Annotated in this window: 16 protein-coding genes; 4 read left to right on the forward strand and 12 right to left on the reverse strand. The window is 46.3% G+C overall.

Annotated elements, in window-relative coordinates; genetic code table 11:
• Position 1 precedes the first annotated feature (1 nt).
• The 7 genes from E5342_RS00340 to E5342_RS00370 are packed head-to-tail and all read right to left on the reverse strand — an operon-like array spanning position 2 to position 6934.
• Positions 2-1237: a glycosyltransferase gene (locus E5342_RS00340; protein ID WP_121734750.1), complete on the reverse strand. Its 1236-nt coding sequence runs from the start codon at positions 1235-1237 to the stop codon at positions 2-4.
• 14 nt (positions 1238-1251) lie between these two features.
• A complete protein-coding gene (locus tag E5342_RS00345) occupies positions 1252-1887 on the reverse strand; it encodes a PIG-L deacetylase family protein (protein WP_135958560.1) in 636 nt (211 codons plus the stop codon).
• A gap of 38 nt (positions 1888-1925) precedes the next feature.
• Positions 1926-3233: a polysaccharide deacetylase family protein gene (locus tag E5342_RS00350; RefSeq protein WP_183128521.1), complete on the reverse strand. Its 1308-nt coding sequence runs from the start codon at positions 3231-3233 to the stop codon at positions 1926-1928.
• Positions 3224-4177: a GNAT family N-acetyltransferase gene (locus E5342_RS00355; RefSeq protein WP_121734748.1), complete on the reverse strand. Its 954-nt coding sequence runs from the start codon at positions 4175-4177 to the stop codon at positions 3224-3226. The genes E5342_RS00350 and E5342_RS00355 overlap by 10 nt, the downstream gene beginning before the upstream one ends.
• A gap of 41 nt (positions 4178-4218) precedes the next feature.
• A complete protein-coding gene (recA, locus tag E5342_RS00360) occupies positions 4219-5271 on the reverse strand; it encodes a recombinase RecA (protein WP_008771841.1) in 1053 nt (350 codons plus the stop codon).
• A gap of 9 nt (positions 5272-5280) precedes the next feature.
• The gene (gene bcp / locus E5342_RS00365) at positions 5281-5739 is read right to left on the reverse strand and encodes a thioredoxin-dependent thiol peroxidase (protein ID WP_121734747.1); all 459 of its coding nucleotides are present in this window, start codon (positions 5737-5739) and stop codon (positions 5281-5283) included.
• 1 nt (position 5740) lies between these two features.
• Positions 5741-6934 carry a saccharopine dehydrogenase family protein gene (locus E5342_RS00370; protein WP_121734746.1) on the reverse strand — a complete coding sequence of 398 codons (1194 nt, stop codon included), beginning with the start codon at positions 6932-6934 and terminating at the stop codon, positions 5741-5743.
• A 202-nt stretch (positions 6935-7136) separates the two neighbouring features.
• Here E5342_RS00370 and E5342_RS19250 point away from each other — a divergent pair, with 202 nt between their 5' ends.
• Together E5342_RS19250 and E5342_RS00380 are read left to right on the forward strand one after the other, a co-directional pair.
• Positions 7137-7892, forward strand: a complete 756-nt coding sequence (locus E5342_RS19250) for an ATP-binding protein (RefSeq protein WP_121734745.1) — start codon at positions 7137-7139, stop codon at positions 7890-7892.
• A 6-nt stretch (positions 7893-7898) separates the two neighbouring features.
• Complete coding sequence (locus E5342_RS00380) at positions 7899-9107, forward strand: class I SAM-dependent methyltransferase (protein WP_135958561.1); 1209 nt, start codon at positions 7899-7901, stop codon at positions 9105-9107.
• 163 nt (positions 9108-9270) lie between these two features.
• Here E5342_RS00380 and E5342_RS00385 read toward each other — a convergent pair whose 3' ends face one another.
• Positions 9271-10938, reverse strand: coding sequence for a putative transporter (locus tag E5342_RS00385; RefSeq protein ID WP_121734743.1), 1668 nt, complete (start codon positions 10936-10938; stop codon positions 9271-9273).
• Between the two features lie 109 nt (positions 10939-11047).
• Here E5342_RS00385 and E5342_RS00390 point away from each other — a divergent pair, with 109 nt between their 5' ends.
• Complete coding sequence (locus E5342_RS00390; protein ID WP_202036744.1) at positions 11048-11389, forward strand: hypothetical protein; 342 nt, start codon at positions 11048-11050, stop codon at positions 11387-11389.
• Between the two features lie 99 nt (positions 11390-11488).
• The gene (locus E5342_RS00395) at positions 11489-13795 is read left to right on the forward strand and encodes a TonB-dependent receptor (protein WP_121734741.1); all 2307 of its coding nucleotides are present in this window, start codon (positions 11489-11491) and stop codon (positions 13793-13795) included.
• Positions 13796-13818: 23 nt separating this feature from the next.
• Here the strand turns inward: E5342_RS00395 and E5342_RS00400 are convergent, their stop codons facing one another.
• From E5342_RS00400 to E5342_RS00415, 4 genes are all read right to left on the reverse strand, one after another.
• Positions 13819-15699, reverse strand: a complete 1881-nt coding sequence (locus E5342_RS00400) for a B12-binding domain-containing radical SAM protein (protein WP_121734740.1) — start codon at positions 15697-15699, stop codon at positions 13819-13821.
• Positions 15700-15715: 16 nt separating this feature from the next.
• Positions 15716-16318, reverse strand: coding sequence for a ribosome biogenesis GTP-binding protein YihA/YsxC (yihA, locus tag E5342_RS00405; RefSeq protein ID WP_121734739.1), 603 nt, complete (start codon positions 16316-16318; stop codon positions 15716-15718).
• 45 nt (positions 16319-16363) lie between these two features.
• Entirely contained in the window at positions 16364-17827 is a 1464-nt protein-coding gene (locus E5342_RS00410) for a sodium:solute symporter (RefSeq protein WP_121734738.1), read from the reverse strand.
• Positions 17828-17970: 143 nt separating this feature from the next.
• Positions 17971-19284 carry a SpoIID/LytB domain-containing protein gene (locus E5342_RS00415; protein ID WP_135958562.1) on the reverse strand — a complete coding sequence of 438 codons (1314 nt, stop codon included), beginning with the start codon at positions 19282-19284 and terminating at the stop codon, positions 17971-17973.
• Position 19285: the final 1 nt, after the last annotated feature.

The following is a 19285-nucleotide window of genomic DNA, read 5'->3' on the forward strand; positions in this document are numbered from 1 at the left end:
TTTAAATCTCCTCAAAGATACGCACAAATTGGTTCGCTTGCTCTTTTCGGGAATAATTTGATAGCTTATCCCGATCGACGGGTGAGGTTGTATATCCTTTTTCCTGCCATTCCTCATAGTAATGTTTCAAGAAATCGTATACCTCGTCTACGTGGGTAGCGGCCAATCCGGAATGGGTCTCCTTGATGGCTTCGGCGAGGTAAGCCTCATCACTCTGTACGCATAAGATAGGCTTTTCTACTGCGAGCGATTCAAAGAACTTAGTTGTCATGAAGCCTTTTGGACCAGACGTGTCAAACTTATTCGTCAAAGAAAGCAGCACCGAGCTTTTGTTCAATATGAGGGGAATATCGGATGCCGGTACATACTCATGATAATCCATGAAAGATTGCACTCCATGTCGTTCGGCCTCTTGGTGGATGATGGAGCGGGATTCTTGATCGGTATACCATACTACTCGAAAAGTTTCGGGGACAATGATCTTGTCCTTCATGAGATGGGTGATGGCCGCAAATAATAATTCTGGATTTCGGATCGCTAAGCTTAACAACCGTCCGGTATAGGTAATGATGAACCGGGAGGTCTTGATTTGTTGCGGGTAGAATAACTCGGGATCGAATCCGTTATAAATCAGTTTTACGTTAGGATTATATTGTTTGAGTACCTCCACATGCCAAGGCGATACGGTCGTTACACAATCTGCTACCTCCAAAGCGTTATTCCGCTTTCTAAGTAATCGTTTGCGAAATCGTTTTGTGATAAATGCGTCTAGCCATGGAAATGTGTGGAATTTATGCGATATGTATTCGTTGGAGGCGTATTGCTCGATAATATCTCGTAAATCCACGACGAAAGGGAGATTGGTATGGACCGCTAACGTCTTGGCGGCGGTTAAAGGAAAGGTGCGGTATGTGCTACACAATATTCCCTTGTACTGGTTGGTCTTTATCAAGGGGATGCATGCGTTGATTATTCTTATGTCTTTATAACCAAACAAGATGTCTAGAAACATGACCCATATCCATTCGATATACTTTGATATCTTGCCTGAAGCCTTGTAGTAGCGGACACAATACACGTTCGCATATCCTGTGAGAAATTCGAATGTATTGTCTTTTATGTATTCTGTCACTACGGTAACTTCCCACCCCATGCGTGTTAAATATTTGCATAGATATCCCATTCTGGGGGCGAAAGCGGGTGGGAACATATCACATATGATAAGGAGTTTATTCATGGATTCAATCAGGGTTATAAGAATAGACGAACGACTTCAAACGCTTCCGCATAGGTACATCCAGCCTGGACGCCCCGGGCTCTGGCTAATGAATAGATAAAGTCTTTGGATAGATAATCTCTCGCTCCTTGCGATTTATAGGCTTTCAATGATTCTACCTTTGTGCCGATATGGCACTCTTCCAGCCTTATAAAACATTGCGTGTTGAATGTCAAATTGTTCCAGATTAACTCATAACCTAATATATTCGTGTTTTTGAACGCTCGTAGCCCCTCTTGGGCGATCGTCGTATGATCTTGGTGGATGTCGTGCAAGCTAGGGATGAAGACCAGATCAAAATCGGAAGCTTTTTTCAGGCGTATTAACTCCTCTAATATCTCTTGTCTTGCGTATCCCAGTTTTCTTACTTCGTAATTGTATATGATTAGGTTTTCCGGTTCTATACCTAAGGTCTGGGTAGCTTGCTTGACCTCAGTCTTTAGGATATCTTTCGGAAAACCCTCGGGAACCGATTGCTGTGCGGTGGAGAAAGCCACGTAGGTCACTTTCTTACCCTCTTCTATCAAGCGTGAGATGGTTCCCCCCAATCCAAGTTCTCCGTCGTCCGTATGAGGGGCGAGGACTAAAATATTTTTACAATTAGTAATCATTCTTTCTTATTTATTTGAATACAGGGATTTTATTGTTTTTACAGCTTCGCTAATTCTTTCAATAGCTGGGCGTATAACTTACGTAAATAACTTCCAGATCCTTCTTGTACGGAGTCATTATGCCATAGTAAAACCAATTCACCTCCTACATTATTTACTTGTTCCACTAAATTCCGGCAATAGGTTAAAGCCCTATCAAAATCCAGTCCCATATATTTCTTCTCCTCTAGGGTACAATCCATTATGATAAGTGGATGCAGTCGGAGAGGAGATAGCCGACGGGTGATCGGATTGATCCAACGAACCGGGTAACAAGTCCCTAACCGGAACCCGGAGACATCGGCGTACCCCATGGTGAAATCGTCCGTAACCCCGGCTGCTTCTATTTGATCCATATCTTCTGGTTCTCGGATTGCCAAGAAATGATGACGGTTGAACCGAACATTTTTGCCGATATGATCTTCCAGATCGGTTTTCTCTTTTCGGATAAGGCTAGGAGTCGTACCCGCTTGGTAGCTACTATGTAAACCTATAGTTACATTATGCTCTAGAGCACTTTTTATCAATTTACGAATATCTTTATTCCTCAAATCGTAATGGGGTTTGTCGTGTTTGGCTTTGCCCCCGTTCCGGATAAATAGGATAGGGTGGCATTGTTCTTTCCCGATCAAGTCCTGAAGGATACTATTCTGGCGGAAGAACCAAGGGAAGGTATAAAACGGGTCTTTTTCAAGGGAACCAAATTTACCTTGAATGGATTTATATAGTCCTCTTCTATCTCTAATAGACCGTATCAAACCTTTCCACGAACGATATAGAGTCGGAGAATCTACGTCATGTGTAAGGTAAATCTTCCGGATTTGCTTTTTTACCTCGGGTACACGTAACCGGGATTGGCGTAACCAGCGACGAAGTAGCATGCGATATTCATCCACGATCGGACGATGTAAGAAACCGGCCCGGTAAGGTAAGGACTCTTTACCGGGAAACCTTCCATGCTCATCTCGAAGCCCACGCCGTACCATCTCCTCGTATCTGGAAATTAGAAAATAAGTACTTGCGATAATATCCGCATGAACCACCCATGTATCTCTTACCCATTCCTCTTTCGGCGAGCCGAATAACAAAGGGATACCCTGAACCTCTTGCAAGGGAAGTTCTGGTAAGGAAGCGGAAGTCCCGTATGTCTGTCCATCGAAAAAGCCGGATGGGATGATAACGACGTTATAACGGTCGAATTTATTGGGATCAGCCGTGTACCCGATCGTTTCTACCAGTTCGCTAGGGACGTCATCTCCTACAAGAAAACGTATTATATAATGTAAAGTACGATTTTTCATATCCATTTGCTTAGTTTAATGCGTGCTCTGTCTAATAAACTTAGTTTCCCCCTAGATATTGTGAAAAACGGGGTTTGGATAGCTCCGAACTCCCGGAAGAAACGTTCTACTCCAGGTAGCATAGATCCTTCGAAGTCAAATACCGTCGTAAATTGAGAAACGAAATGAAGGCATTCCCACAGGACGTAGCTTTGCGCTCCGGAACCTCTATAGGCCGGATTTCCTCCTCCTGCGAGATAGTAAGCCGATCGATCTTGCCATACGATGAAAGCGGCCGCATGTAAATGGCCTTGCTCGTCATAACCTCCCCATAAATCACCTTGTCCTCTTTGCCTACAAGTGACGATCAAATCTTTCAGTACATTCGTGTCTTCCTTGATCCGTACGTGCTGGCGGTCAAATGTTTGGGACTGTACGGTCAGGAACTCATCCAAGGGAATCCCCTTTTTTACGGATATATGGTATTTATGTTGAGCTTTCGTAATATTTCGCCGAATATTGGAGCTCATATTCTCCCATATCGCTTGATGATCCCGGATATTTTTTAATAAATAGGTATAACGTGTCGTTTGGTTATATCCCGCCCAATAAAACGGAAGCCAATCTGTGACGTCATAATTGAAATTTTGGAGGAAATACTGATAGCGTTTTAGTTCTTCCGTGAATTGTTTGCATAATTCTTGACGTCGTCCTAACTCGGTCGTATATTTCGTGTCGGAGGAACTTGCGGTGAACCAAGGGCCCATCGTTTGGGTGTAAGAAGGCATTGAGACAATATCGGAATGGGGGACGTAAATGGGGAGGGTTGCCTGTATCCTTCCCTTTTGTTCTATAAGTAAGACATCCCATTTTTTTTCTCCGCAAACTGTATCTAACCACCAGTCATGTGAGAAGATTGGTATATTTTTTTCAATATTGCAAAGTAAACGATATTTGTCTTTATTACTCATTACAATTTCGTATAGGGGCGGGGGTTGCCCGCCCCCGCAAATTACTTGTTGGCTTTTAATGCCTCAAATATTAATTCGGATAATTCGTCTGCCAATTCGGGATTGTCCTCGACACATTGTTTTGCCGCATCACGACCCTGTCCCAATTTGGTATCGTTGTAGCTGTACCATGAACCGCTTTTCTTGATGATATTCAGTTCTGAGCCAAGATCGATGATCTCTCCGGAACGGGAGATACCTTGCCCGAACATGATATCGAACTCTGCCTTGCGGAATGGAGGAGCCACCTTGTTTTTTATAACTTTCACACGCACTTGGTTTCCCTTGATCTCGTCACCATCTTTCAGCTTTCCAATGCTACGGATATCCAAACGGACTGAAGCGTAGAACTTCAACGCATTACCTCCAGTCGTTGTTTCCGGGTTTCCGAACATTACGCCGATCTTATCACGCAATTGGTTGATGAAGATACAGGTCGTATTCGTCTTATTGATTGCGGCCGTCAACTTACGAAGGGCTTGTGACATTAGACGAGCTTGTAGCCCCATCTTGCTGTCTCCCATATCACCTTCAATCTCGGCTTTAGGAGTCAAAGCGGCTACTGAGTCGATAACAATGATATCTACAGCGGATGAACGGATCAACTGCTCGGCTATTTCCAAGGCCTGCTCACCGTTATCCGGCTGAGAGATCCATAAGTTCTCTACATCAACGCCTAACTTTTCAGCATAGAAACGATCAAAAGCATGCTCCGCATCAATAAATGCGGCGATACCTCCTTTTTTCTGAGCCTCGGCGATCGCATGGATCGCTATGGTTGTCTTACCGGAAGATTCCGGACCATAGATCTCGACGATACGTCCTTTCGGATATCCGCCTACGCCTAGCGCTGCGTTTAAAGCGATAGAACCTGTCGGTATCACCTCGATATCCTCGATGCTCTCATCGCCTAGTTTCATGATCGAACCTTTTCCGTAGTTCTTCTCGATTTTATCCATTGCCGCACGTAAAGCCTTTAGCTTATCCGTGTTAGCGGCTGGTTTACCACCTTCTTCTTTCGCTTTTTCTTCGAACAAATTTTCTTCTTTTGCCATATGTGTCCTTTATAAATTAAGGATTTGATTTGCATGGTCTTTTGTCTTCACCTCTTTCGGCCCGATGATATTGGTAACAATACCTTCCTCGTTGATGATAAAGGTGGTCCGGAGAGTCCCCATGTATGAACGTCCGTACATTTTTTTCTCAGCCCACACACCAAACTGTTCTTGTAAGGTTGTGTCTATGTCCGCTATTAAACGGAAAGGTAAGTTTTGCTTTTGTATAAAACCTTGATGCGATTTGGCGCTATCTTTACTTACTCCGATGATCTCGAAGCCTTTCGCTTGTAAGGCTTGATAGCCGTCACGTAAGCTGCATGCTTCCGCCGTGCAACCGCTCGTATTATCTTTCGGATAGAAATAGAGCGCTACTTTCTTTCCTTGGTAGTCACTCATCTTTACCTCTTTACCATCTTGATCGGTTCCCAAAAATTCGGGAACCTTATCGCCTATTTGTATTGCCATATTACAATTCTAGGTCAATGTTAAACAATTCATGCCAAGGCAAACCTTGCTCATTCAGCTCTTTCATGAATGGGTCTGGATTGAATTCCTCCACATTCCATACACCCGGTTTCTTCCAAATACCTTGCATAAATAATTTGGCGCCGATCATGGCAGGAACACCGGTGGTATAGCTAACGCCTTGCGCTCCTGTTTCCAGATAAGCGGCATGGTGGCTACAGTTGTTGTATACGTAATAAGTTAATTCCTTACCGTCCTTGATACCACGGATGCGGCAACCAATGGAAGTCTCGCCTGTATAATTTTCTCCCAAATCACCCGGATTCGGCAGTACGGCCTTTAAGAACTGGATCGGAACGATTTCCTGCCCATTGTAAAGGATCGGGTCGATACGAGCCATGCCGATATTTTGGATGACACGCAAATGAGTCAAATATTCCTGTCCGAAAGTCATCCAGAAACGAGCCCGTTTGAGGGTCGAGAAATTTTTAGTCAGACTTTCCAATTCCTCGTGATACATCAAATACGATTCTCTCGGTCCTACGTTCGGATAATTCAATGCCTTATGTACGCTCAGCGGATCGGTCTCCTTCCATTCCCCATCCTCGAAATATTTGCCACGTTGAGTGATCTCGCGGATATTAATTTCTGGGTTGAAATTGGTAGCGAAAGCCTTATGGTGATCTCCGGCGTTACAGTCTACGATATCCAAATATTGTATCTCGTCGAAATGATGCTTTGCCGCATAAGCTGTGTACACACCGGTAACCCCCGGGTCGAAACCACATCCCAAGATAGCGGTAAGACCGGCTTTCTCGAAACGATCTTTATAGGCCCATTGCCAGCTGTATTGATATTTGGCTTCATCGAGCGGTTCGTAGTTGGCCGTATCTAAATAGCTAACACCATATTCCAAACAAGCGTCCATGATATGCAGGTCTTGATAAGGTAAGGCCAGATTTACCACCAAATCCGGTTTGAAGGCGTTAAACAAGGCAACGAGCTCTTGTACGTTGTCTGCGTCTACCTGTGCGGTTTGCACGTTCACATTCTTGATATCGGCAGCGATCTTGTCGCATTTACTTTTCGTACGGCTAGCTACCATGATATCCGTGAAGACATCCGCATTCATCGCTATTTTCTTAACAGCAACGGTACTTACGCCCCCTGCACCAATAACTAATACTCTTCCCATTTACTAATAGAATTAATCTTGTTAATATACAGTTTACAAGGTTTTCAACCAATGGACAAATATACGGCTTTTCCTTGACAATCCCTATAAAAGATTTATTTATTCATTTTAGAAGGGATGAAGGAAAAGAAAGACACAACTAATGAATGTGAATACTGAAAATAGTCGTACTTTTGTCACATTTACTGTTTAAAGATTGGACATGAGATTTTTAAATTATGCCGGGGGTGTTTTTATTCTGCTTTTATTAGCGTTGGGGTGCAAACCCGAGGCGAAGCGGAGCCGTGTGTTTGTGATCCAATCTTTTCGGTGGGGCGACAAGAGTTATCCGGAATTAAACTCGGGCATCCGCACATTTTATCTCGACTGCGAGTGCTATATGGCTGAGGAGGAAGAGGAACGGATGTATAACTTTATCGATACGATCCGTCTTTGGAATCCCGACATCATCTCGGTGAATGATGATCAGGTTACCTATACGTTGATGGAATGCGGCTGTCCTTTTGTAAAGAAAGTTCCGGTTGTTTTCTCTGGCGTCAATTTCCCTAATTGGGATTTGCTGGAAGAATATCCGAACGTAACAGGTAGTTGGGACAAGATTGATTATAAGGAAAACCTTCGTTTGATTGATCAGCAAATGGGAAAGTCTCGTATTTATATCAATAATGCCATCAAGTTCACGACTTCAGGCTATATAGAAGTGGGGTACTATCTCTGTACGAAAGGCGACTGTTTTCATATTTATGTAGAAGACACGGGTATCGGTATCCCTGAGGAGAAACAGAAGCAAGTATTTGATCATATTTGCAAATTGGATGAGTTCGCACAAGGCACCGGACTCGAATTGGCGATTTGTCAAGTGATAGCGCAGCATTTCGACGGTGAGATACAATTGAACTTGGAATATGGTAAAGATAGTCGTTTTACGCTAACTTTGCCTAAAGAACGTATAGGTTGACAAAGTATGGAGCAAATAAAGGAACTTTCACGATTTATCAAGGAACATGCGTCGGATGATTTGAATCGTCTGTTGCTTTCTGCCTCTCGTTATCCGGGGATTGATATTCCTTTCGTGGTGGATCAATTAAAATCCCGGCGGCAGATCAAGGATAAACTGCCTTCATGGTATCAAAACGATCGACTGGTTTTTCCGGCGAAGATAACGGTGGAGCAATGTTCCTCGGAACAGACCGCCTTGTACAAACAGAGGTTGGTAGAACCGCACGCACATGTATGTGATTTAACCGGAGGATTGGGGATCGATAGTTATTTTTTCTCCCTGAAAGTACGGCAGGTTACTTATATCGAACGCTTTCCTGTTTATTGCGAGGCGGCTATTCATAATTTCAAGGTCTTAGATGTTGGTAATATAACGGTATTGAATGGTGATTCTACAGAGTTGATAGATAAGATCGATGGAATAGATGTGTTTTATATCGATCCGGCTCGTAGGGGAGAGGGAAATAAGCGGGTTTTTGCGCTGCAAGATTGCGAGCCGGATTTGACAAAGTTGGTTCCTGTCTTGTTTAGTCATGCCCCTAAAGTGATTGCGAAACTATCCCCGATGGCGGATATTCATATGACGATGGATTTGCTTCCGGATGTGACAGCCATACAGGTACTTTCGGTGAAAAATGAATGTAAGGAACTTTTGTTTGTGTTGGAACGAGGCTCGAGAGGCGGTAGCCCTCGGATCTGTTGCGTGAATTTTATCTCGGAGGAAGAACCGGAATTGTTTACGTTCTCAATGGAGGAAGAGCGGGAAGCTGTCGTCTCCATCCGTGGGGAAGTCAAGCGTTATTTATATGAACCGAACGCTTCCATCTTGAAGGCGGGTGCGTTTAAAGCGGTCGCTATTCGTTTTGGGTTGAGTAAATTGCATGTCAGCAGTCATTTATATACGTCGGATGATGTAGTTCCTTGTTTCCCGGGACGTTCTTTTGTGGTAGACGAGGTGATCCCCTTTACGAATAAACAATGTAAGACTTTGTCGAGACTGATCCCTCAAGCGAATATAACAGTCCGCAATTTCCCTCTCTCGGTGGATGAGTTACGTAAGCGAACCAAAATTGCGGATGGAGGAACCATTTATCTTTTCGCCACTACTCTGGAAAATGGGGATAAGATACTTATCAAAACTCACAAGCTTGCACTTGATATCTTTTCCGGTTAATAAATACGTTCCTTATGTTCATTCTGATTGAATACATCGAGGACACCACTATAATAAACTGGCAGGAACAGCGGGCTTTTGATTATGCTACTGTTTCGAATATCGTCCGAAGATAAGGTAAGTGAAACAAAAAACAGGTCGAATATTAGACTTTTTTAAGCGGTTAAGTGAATAACATGATCAATAATTGGGCGGAAATCACCCGGATGAACATGGATAACGGGTAAACCGTAGCGTAAGATACGGAAGGCTCATCGCCCTCGACGGTTGTATTGGCATAACTCAAGGCCATCGGATTGGCCATGCTTCCGCATAGCATACCTATGTTGTGGGCGTAATCCAACTTGAAAAATTGCGAGGCGATGAACCCGACGACTAAGACTGGCACGATCGTCAATAGGAAACCGAGGCCGATCCATAATAATCCTTCGGCACGGAAGACGGTCTCGAAAAAATGAGCTCCAGAGTCAATTCCTAGTCCCGCCAGATAGATCACTATACCGAACTGCCGCATCATTAGGTTTGCGCTCTGGGTGGTATAAGTTGTTAGGTGGAAACGGGGGCCGAACGCACCCATCAAGATTCCAACGATGATTGGTCCTCCGGCAATACCCAGCTTGATGGAGGTACTCATTCCTGGTATGGCGATTGGGACCGCCCCGATTAATACGCCCAGCGTAAGTCCAACGAATATGGCAAGCAGGTTGGGGTTATCCAGCCGTTTCAACTCGTCTCCCAAGATTTTACCTACGTTATTCACAGAATTAGCCTCGCCTACGATCGTTAGTTTATCCCCGATCTGCAGACGGAGGTCACGGGAGGCCACCAGATCGATACCCGCTCGGTTTACTCGGGTGATGTTGATCCCGTATAGGTTGCGGAGCCGGAGTGAGCCTAGCTTTATCCCGTTTACCCGGTTGCGGGTTACGACAATACGGCGGGAGATCAATTGGCTGTCGATAGCGTTCCAGTCAATATCTTCTTTATTCCAGTCTGTAGTCTCTTGTTCTCCGAAAAGTACCTTGATGGATTCTACATCTGCCTTTACGGATATAATAAGCAAATGGTCTTTTTCCTTTAAGATGGTTTCAGAGGTGGGGATCGTCACCTTTCCATCCCTCCAGAGGCGGGAGATCACGAAATGTTTCTCTGTTAATTTCATAACCTGCTGGATACTCTTATTGTAAATAGAGGGGTTTAATACCTGAAATTCCGCTACGTTTGTCGTCGTGTCTTGCTCCTTATGTGTGTTTTGTGTCTTTTTAGCGAATAAGGCCCTCAAAATGATAATAGCCAGAATTACACCTACAACTCCTAATGGATAAGCTACGGCACAGGCCAAAGCCATATCCGTTATGTTTCTCGTATTTTCTGGGTCCATCTGTAAAAGTGCTTGCTGGGCGGCACCTAGAGCTGGGGTATTCGTTACGGCACCGGATAGTAACCCTACCATAACGGGGACAGAGATTCCTGTTATCCAATGAAACATCAACGTCAAAATCAACCCTAAAGCGATTACTCCTAATCCCATCGTATTCATTTCCACCCCACCTTTTTTTAAAGAAGAGAAGAAACCGGGACCTACCTGCAATCCCAAGGTATATACGAAAACGATAAGCCCGAAATTTTGGGCGAAGTTCAGCATGTCCTTATTTACGACAATACCTAGATGCCCTGCCATAATACCGGCGAAGAATACAAAAGTGATGCCTAATGAAATGCCAAATATTTTTAGCCGCCCTAAATACACACCAATCGCCGCCACGATAGAAATGATAGCCACGGCCTGTATCATCGAAGGTTCTGTAAGCGTCTCAAGTAACCAATTCATAAGCGTTTCTTTTTTGCTTTAGGAGCGCGAAAATACATAAAACAAAGCAATTAAAAAAATTGTAGTATCTTTGCCCTCAAAATAACGATGATACAGGGTGAGGGAAACGATGGTTAAATATATAAAGTGGTTGCTTCCGGTACTTTTTATTGCGTACTATAGTAGCATTTTGCTTTTTACGCACGTCCATGTGGAGCATGGTACGACTATCGTGCATGCGCACCCTTTCAAGAAGATGGCGGACGCTACTTGCCATCATCATACCTCTTTGGCGGAGATACAGTTGTTTCATACGCTCTCGTCTATTCACGTGATGGATGGGGCAATTCACCCGTTGCGTTTACAATTCTATTCTTTAAAAATATCTAATCTCTCTGAGTCTCCAGTCTATCTGGATCATGTCGCTTCCGTTGAGGGACTGCGGTATCTGCGGGCTCCTCCGATTGTTTGATTACATATTCAGAAATCAATACTGTCTGTAGAGACGAGGTATGCCCTGTCTCCTCGGCATTTCGTAATCATTAATATTCAAACAACTATTAATCAAACAATGAATAAGTTTATTACACTTATACTATGTCTGTGCTGTGTCTTTACATCAGCGTGGGCAGAGGGAGACGATCATGTTTCCTTGAATCCTTCCGATGCTAATATCATAGGCCATATCCTCGATAAGAAAACAGGAGAGCATCTTGCTTTTATTAATGTCTACCTCCACGGTACGACAATCGGTACGACTACCGACGCTACTGGTCATTACTATATGAAGAATCTTCCCGAGGGGAAATACACCTTGGTCATGAAATCTATCGGTTATAAAACTGAGGAAAAGACGGTGACTCTTAAGAAAGGGAAAACCTTGGAGATCAATTTTAACGCTGAGGAAGACGCTGTCTCCTTGGACGGTGTTGTCGTATCGGCAAACCGTAACGAGACAACCCGCCGTTTGGCTCCTTCTTTGGTAAATGTACTCGACTCCAAGGTGTTCGAGACTACGCACGCCACTTCCTTGGCCGACGGTCTGAACTTCCAGCCTGGCGTGCGTGTGGAGAACAACTGCCAGAATTGCGGTTTCCAACAAGTGCGTATCAATGGTCTGGAAGGCCCTTATACTCAGATCTTGGTGGATAGCCGGCCGATCTTCAGTGCCCTGACTGGCGTATATGGCTTGGAACAGATACCGGCGAATATGATCGAGCGGGTAGAGGTGATGCGCGGAGGAGGCTCGGCCTTGTTTGGCTCGTCTGCTATCGCTGGAACGATCAACATCATCACGAAGGAGCCGATGCGTAACTCCGCCCAGATCGCCCATTCGTTGACGATGATCGGGGGAAGCCGTCCGGATAATAATACGACCGTGAACGCCTCGTTGGTAACGGATGATCATAAAGCGGGTATCTACCTCTTCGGACAAGGCCGCCATCGTGCCTCTTACGACCATGATGGCGATGGCTACTCGGAGTTAGGTAAACTGGAGGCGAAGACCCTCGGATTCCGTTCTTACCTAAAGACCAGCAATTACTCCAAGTTAACTTTCGAGTACCATAACATCAGCGAGTTCCGTCGGGGCGGTAATTTATTGGATCTTCCGCCTCACGAAACGGATATCACCGAGCAGACTGATCACCAAATCAATGGGGGAGGTTTGAAATTCGATCTTTTCTCTCGTGACTATCATCATCGGCTGAATGTGTACACCTCCGCCCAGCATACGAAACGCCAGAGTTATTACGGTGCCGGAAAAGACCCGAACGCCTATGGTAACACAACAGACATGACTTTTATCGGTGGTGCCCAATACTCCTACGAATGGGACAAATGCCTTTTTATGCCCGCTACCTTTACGGGAGGTGCCGAGTATAACTACGATGATTTGCAGGACGAGATGCTTGGCTATAACCGTACGATCGCTCAGACCGTGCATATCGGTAGCGCTTTTGCTCAGAACGAGTGGAAAAACGACCGTTGGAGTTTCTTGATCGGTGGCCGTTTGGATAAGCACAACATGATGGATCATGTGATCTTTAGCCCTCGTGCGAACGTGCGTTTCAATCCGACGAAGGATATCAACCTGCGTATGTCGTACTCCAGTGGTTTCCGGGCCCCTCAAGCGTTCGACGAGGATCTGCATATCACCGCCGTGGGGGGCGACGTGGCGATCATCCAGATCTCTCCGGATTTGAAGGAGGAGAACTCGCAGAGTGTGAGCGCTTCCGTGGATTTTTATCATCGCTTCGGCCCGGTTCAAGTGAATTTCTTGGTAGAAGGTTTCTATACGGATTTACGGAACGTGTTTATTTTGGAGGAGATCGGCCGTGACGAGGACAATAACCTGCTGATGGAACGCCGTAATGGAAAGGGTGCCCGTGTGATGGGTATCAATCTGGAGGGTAAGATGGCCTATTCTTGGATGCAGATACAGGCGGGTGCTACCTTGCAACGGAGCCGCTACAAAGAGGCGGAGCAATGGAGCGAGAATCCGAATATCGCCCCGCAGAAGAAGATGTTCCGCTCTCCGGACGTGTATGGCTATTTCACCTCTACCTTCACGCCCGTGAAACGTTTCTCCGCCTCATTGACGGGAACCTATACGGGCAGCATGTTGGTGCAGCACTTGGCGGGTTACATTCCCGAGGATCGTGAAGAGAAGACTCGTGATTTCTTCGATTTGAATCTTAAGCTGGCTTACGACTTCCCGATCTTCAAGTCCGTGACTTTACAGGTAAATGCCGGAATCCAGAATATATTCGACTCTTATCAAGATGATTTCGACAAGGGAGCGCATCGGGATGCCGGATATATCTATGGCCCGGGGATTCCCCGAAGTTATTTCGTGGGGTGCAAGATCAGTTATTAAATACTCGGCGAGCCTCTGCGGGGCTATTCCTCTACTATTCTCTCTATATAATTTGGCGGCAGGGTGGTGCGTGGCACTTTCATGCCGCCAAACCATTTATGCAAAGGCAAATCGAAACCAGTTCCATTCATGTAATTATAGAGGGAGATACGAAGCCCCTCGCTGAAAAGCTCCGGATCGCAGCCGGAAAGCGCCTCGAACTGTACGTCATTACGGGCGAATCCCCCAAAGGGAGGCTCCGTGACACGGCAACTGTACTCGGCGGGGTGTAACCCCACAGGACTATGTGCTGTCATGGCGAAACGATGCCAAAATCCGGATTGGATCAGCCCTAGCTCAAACATCTGCCGGACTGTTTCCAAGGAATCTATAGTTTCTTGAGCGGTTTGGGTCGGGAAACCATACATCAAATAGGCATGGACCATGATACCTGCCCCGGTAAAGTTGTTGGCGACCCGTGCCACTTGAGCCACTGTCACCCCTTTATTTATCAGTTTGAGGAGTCGGGGAGAGGCTACTTCCAGACCTCCCGATACGGCGATGCAACCACTTCGCTGAAGAAGATCGCATAGTTCCTCGGTATAGCTTTTCTCGAAACGGATATTTCCCCACCATACGACGGTTAACCTGCGGCGGATGATCTCCTGTGCCATTTCCCGCAGCAAGGCAGGCGGAGCGGCCTCGTCCACGAAATGGAAACCGATCTCGCCGGTTTGCTCGATCAAGCGCTCCATACGGTCTACCAAGGTCTTGGCTGTATTCGGCTCATATCGTTTGATGTAATCCAATGAGCCGTCGCAGAAGGCGCATTTCCCCCAGTAGCAACCGTGCGCCAAGGTCAGTTTGTTCCAGCGGCCGTCGCTCCAAAGCTTGTGCATCGGGTTGGCCATTTCCATGACGGAGATGTATTTGTCCAGCGGCAAGCCCTTGTAATCCGGGAATCCGGTCTCGCTTTGCCGGCAAACGGGGTGAGCGGGGTTATCTCGATAAACGACCCGGCTGCCGTTCTCGTCCAAGGAGAAGGTGCGCACCAATTCCTCTTTGGGGATCGCCCCGTCCAGATAGCGTAATACTTGGTAAAGCGGGTCCTCTCCATCATCTAGCAAGAGGTAATCGATGTATTTGAAGAAGCGGGTATCTGTGATGGAACGAAGTTCCGTATTCACGAAACCACCTCCCATGAGGATTGGGATATCGGGATGTACCTGCCGTAGCCACTGGGCGAGCCTGAGGGTACTGAATAAGTTCCCCGGGAAAGGTACGCTGAAAGCGATCACCTTGGGCTTGCTTTCGGCTATGTGCTTTTCCAATAGCGGCTGTGTCAAGCGGTCGATAAAGCCGAAAGGCTTTTTAAGGGCTTCCTCGATCTCGTCGAAGGAGGAGGCGCAACGGCCCAGATGCTCGGCATATCGGCTGAAACCGAAATCCGGGTCGATCGTTTCCCGGATCAAGTCACAGAGATCCTCCAAATACAAGGTCGCCAGATAACGGGCTTTATCTCGTAATCCGGAAGTGCCGAACGCCCATTCCAGCTCCTCTTCGTTTTGGCTCCCGCGATCGCTCTCGGGAAGGTAATCTTGATTACAGATGCGATAAGCGAGAGGATCGTTCTTTCCTTGAAGGAAAGCGACGACGGCGGCTATCGTGTCGATATACCGTTGCTTATTAGCCAGTACCCTCCGGACTTTATCCGGATATTTACCTTTCCATCGCTCGATTTCGGCAAACAACCCTCTGAGGCCCTGCGTGGAAAACAAAGCCAAGATCGTCTCGATACCCAGATCGGTTTGCCCGGCATGTATTCCTTTTGCTTCCAAATAACCCTTTAGGTAAGCCGTGGAAGGATAAGGCGTATTGATCTGCGTAAACGGAGATAAAACTAGAAGAACTGAAGCTGGCCCCATATCGGTTCAACCCTTTTTAATGATTCAAACTATTGTTGATAGACTCGATATAGTCAAGGATCTCATCCCGTCCTTCTTTCTTTTCCGAGGAAGAGACGAAGATCGGAGGAAGCTCTTCCCAAGTCTCCAGTAATTTATCCGTATAGGCTTTTAAGTTCTCTTTCAAGCGTCCTTTGCTGATCTTGTCGATCTTCGTGAAGATAATAGAGAAAGGAACCCCGTTCTCACCTAGCCATTCCATGAATTCCAGATCGATTTTCTGTGCCTCGTGACGGCAGTCTAAAAGGACAAATAGGCTGGTCAGTTGCTCCCGGCCGAGGGTATAGTTCTCGATGATACGTTTCAATTGCTCCCGGTTTTCTTTACCTCGTTGGGCGAAACCATATCCCGGAAGGTCTACCAAATACCATTCGTTGTTGATGAGGAAATGGTTGATAAGTAAGGTCTTACCCGGTGTTTGCGAAGTCATCGCCAAGCCCTTCTTGTTGGTAAGCATATTGATCAAGGAGGATTTGCCTACGTTGCTTCGTCCGATGAAGGCATACTCCGGCTTATTACCTTCGGGGCATTTCCTTACGTCTGTGTTGCTGATAACAAATTCTGCACTTTTAATTTCCATAAGATATAAATTAATGAATAATGAGTAAATGAATAATGGCGAGGCCTAATTCTCAATTTTTAATTTTCCATTTTCAATTGCCGAAAGCCACAGCCCGGCGAACGTGATGCTACCGTTTACCATAAGCATCTCGTAGCCGAATGTATAGCCTGCGTATTGTTTCACCAAGAAATCAGTGGCGAGGCAAATCAACGGGGAGGCTATACAGATATAAGGCACGTATTTGTCACGAGGTTTCCGCTTCGTGAAAAGCCCGAAAACAAACAGCCCCAATAGAGGACCATACGTGTACGACGCTATCATGTAGATCGCATCGATAACGCTCCGGTTATTTACGGCCTTAAACGCCAAGATGATCAAGACGAACAAGATGGATATCATCACGTGTACCTTCAAGCGGGTACGTTTCGCTCTTTTAGCTTCCTCTTTCTGCACGCCGAGGATATCCACGCAAAAAGAAGTGGTGAGTGCTGTCAACGCCGAGTCGGCACTACTGAAAGCCGCCGCTATGATGCCGATCGTGAAGAAGATCAAGATACTCCCGCCTAATATCCCCGAGGTACAAAACATCGGGAGGATATCGTCGCCTAAGGTCGGCAATTGGATGTTTTGTTGTGCCGCCAATGTCAGTAGCAGTACCCCCAGTGCGAGAAACAGGAAGTTGACTGGCGTGAAAGCGAAGCCATATGTGTACATATTCTTCTGGGCATCCTTCAAGCTCTTGCAGGAGAGGTTCTTTTGCATCATGTCTTGATCCAGCCCGGTCATGACGATCGTGATAAAAATACCGCTGAAGAACTGCTTGAAGAAGTTCTGCGTACTATGCCAATCGCCGAACTCGAAGATCCGGAAATGGGGGCTTTCCACCAAGGTCTGCGCCATACCCCCGAAATCCAGTCCCATCTTGTCCTTCACCTGCCAGATGATCACGATCAACATCACTACAAGACAAAGAGCCTGCAACGTATCTGTCCAGATGATCGTCTTGATGCCGCTCCGGAACGTATATAGCCATACCAGCAGGATACTTAGGATAGCGGTCATGGCGAATGGAATGTCCCAAGCATTGAACACGTAGGTTTGCAAGATCAAGACTACCAGATATAAGCGTGCGGCTGCTCCTACGATCTTCGAGAGCAAGAAGAACGAGGCCCCTGTCTTGTACCCCCTTCTTCCGATCCGGTCCTCCAGATACGAGTAGATGGAGGTAAGTCGCAACTTATAGTATAGCGGTAGCAATATCTTGGCTATAATGATATATCCTACGAAGAAGCCCAATACCGTCTGCATATACGTCATATCGATCGCTCGCACCATACCGGGTACCGATACGAACGTCACCCCCGATAAGGATGTCCCTACCATGCCGATCGAGACGATATACCAAGGGGATTTCCTGTTCCCGAGGAAGAATGCCTCGTTACTGTTATTACGCCCCGTAATCCATGCTATCAGCAACAAGACGGCGAAATAGGCAGCGATAATAAAAAGGATCATATAGCTGTTCATGTATTGCTAACTTCTTTCTTCTTTTCCGCAAAGATACAGCTTTACTTTGAAATAACCGGCATATGCGTGAATTCTACCGTGATGGGTTTCAAGAAACTCATCACGGTAGTCCATGAAAGCATCCAGATTTTGGACATCCTTGTTTAATACCTTTTCTCAATAGAGGCTCCGGGGAAATAATGCGTGAGGATTTTCCGGTACGAATACCCTTTGGCTCCCATCACGGCGGCTCCGATCTGGCAAAGCCCTACGCCATGTCCCCATCCGGCTCCTGTCAAGATGAAGCGAGAGGGGATATCAAGGCGGATATCCTTCTTATCGACAACAAAGGCCGAGCTGTATAGATGCGTCTCGGACAATGTCCTGCGTATCTCAAGCTCTTTGCCGATGGTGAACGAACGGCGTACCCCTAGGATCTTGAGTTTCGTGATACGTCCGGACGAACCTCTTTCCAACGGTATGAGATCGATGATCGGCCCGAAATCCATACCCGTTTTCCGGAGGATCAACCCCGATAGTTCCTCCTGCGTATATTCTACTTTCCAACGGTAGAAATCCGTGGTCTCCTGATCATAGTGGTTTAGCACTTGGCTAAGGATCTCCTTGTCTGCCGTATTGCAGAAGGCTTCGGGTGAGGTACGTATCCATTGTTCCGCTTCCCGTTCGTCTGTCAAGTCGGGATAGGAGGGAGCCTCATCATCCCTCAAGGCGGTAAGATAGGAGTGAGGAACCGGTTCCCAGCAATTCTCGAATTTCTCGGTCACGCCTCCGCAGCATTTCGAGAAGCGGGCGTCGCAGATCGTATCGTTATCCATCAATATCTCTCCACATGTCTCTTTGATCACCTCCCCGACTATCGGGTTTGATGCCCGGGTAATACCTTGGTAACGCTGGCAATGGTCGTCGGCACAGACATCGAACAAATCATGGTCCTCCCGGTCGTACCAGCGGATCAAGGTCTTGTTGTCGCGGTAACAACTTTTATAGGACGTAACCGATCCGTTCAAGTTGAAATTCTTCTCGACCTGTGCCAAGAGCCAGCTTCGCGAGATCACGGCATGGGCTTTCAGCAACTCTTTGGAGGCGTTGGCACTCATCTCCGAGGAGATTACGCTGGTAAGGTATTCCTCCACGTCCACTTGATTGATCGTGACGATACCTTTATCGGTCGCCACGAGGTTCAACGCTCCCTTGAAGCGTTGATCCTCCTGTCGTTGCCAGTGGAAATCCACGCCGATCGTGACCGCCTTCAAGTCGAAAGAGGATTGCGGGCTGGTCGGCTCGAAGAATAGCTCCTGATAAAGCTTCCCATTGTACACGATTTTGCCGTTTACCCAGAGGGCACGTTGCTCGCCTATCGTGAACGTGCCGGTTTCTGCATGTACATACTCCTCGTTAAAAACAAATGAGATTGCTTTGTGGGTCATGATTCCCACATTGATTACAGGTGCTTCCATA

Origin of the sequence: Parabacteroides distasonis (genome assembly GCF_004793765.1) — a bacterium.
Lineage (GTDB): Bacteria > Bacteroidota > Bacteroidia > Bacteroidales > Tannerellaceae > Parabacteroides > Parabacteroides distasonis_A.

What these genes read in the sequence shown, in the direction of transcription:
- recA (WP_008771841.1), bottom strand. Translation starts at nt 5,271, where the DNA reads ATGGCAAAAGAAGAAAATTTGTTCGAAGAAAAAGCGAAAGAAGAAGGT.
- E5342_RS00345 (WP_135958560.1), bottom strand. Translation starts at nt 1,887, where the DNA reads ATGATTACTAATTGTAAAAATATTTTAGTCCTCGCCCCTCATACGGAC.
- E5342_RS00390 (WP_202036744.1), top strand. Translation starts at nt 11,048, where the DNA reads ATGGTTAAATATATAAAGTGGTTGCTTCCGGTACTTTTTATTGCGTAC.
- bcp (WP_121734747.1), bottom strand. Translation starts at nt 5,739, where the DNA reads ATGGCAATACAAATAGGCGATAAGGTTCCCGAATTTTTGGGAACCGAT.
- E5342_RS19250 (WP_121734745.1), top strand. Translation starts at nt 7,137, where the DNA reads ATGAGATTTTTAAATTATGCCGGGGGTGTTTTTATTCTGCTTTTATTA.
- E5342_RS00385 (WP_121734743.1), bottom strand. Translation starts at nt 10,938, where the DNA reads ATGAATTGGTTACTTGAGACGCTTACAGAACCTTCGATGATACAGGCC.
- E5342_RS00400 (WP_121734740.1), bottom strand. Translation starts at nt 15,699, where the DNA reads ATGGGGCCAGCTTCAGTTCTTCTAGTTTTATCTCCGTTTACGCAGATC.
- E5342_RS00410 (WP_121734738.1), bottom strand. Translation starts at nt 17,827, where the DNA reads ATGAACAGCTATATGATCCTTTTTATTATCGCTGCCTATTTCGCCGTC.
- E5342_RS00355 (WP_121734748.1), bottom strand. Translation starts at nt 4,177, where the DNA reads ATGAGTAATAAAGACAAATATCGTTTACTTTGCAATATTGAAAAAAAT.
- yihA (WP_121734739.1), bottom strand. Translation starts at nt 16,318, where the DNA reads ATGGAAATTAAAAGTGCAGAATTTGTTATCAGCAACACAGACGTAAGG.
- E5342_RS00415 (WP_135958562.1), bottom strand. Translation starts at nt 19,284, where the DNA reads ATGGAAGCACCTGTAATCAATGTGGGAATCATGACCCACAAAGCAATC.
- E5342_RS00380 (WP_135958561.1), top strand. Translation starts at nt 7,899, where the DNA reads ATGGAGCAAATAAAGGAACTTTCACGATTTATCAAGGAACATGCGTCG.
- E5342_RS00350 (WP_183128521.1), bottom strand. Translation starts at nt 3,233, where the DNA reads ATGGATATGAAAAATCGTACTTTACATTATATAATACGTTTTCTTGTA.
- E5342_RS00370 (WP_121734746.1), bottom strand. Translation starts at nt 6,934, where the DNA reads ATGGGAAGAGTATTAGTTATTGGTGCAGGGGGCGTAAGTACCGTTGCT.
- E5342_RS00340 (WP_121734750.1), bottom strand. Translation starts at nt 1,237, where the DNA reads ATGAATAAACTCCTTATCATATGTGATATGTTCCCACCCGCTTTCGCC.
- E5342_RS00395 (WP_121734741.1), top strand. Translation starts at nt 11,489, where the DNA reads ATGAATAAGTTTATTACACTTATACTATGTCTGTGCTGTGTCTTTACA.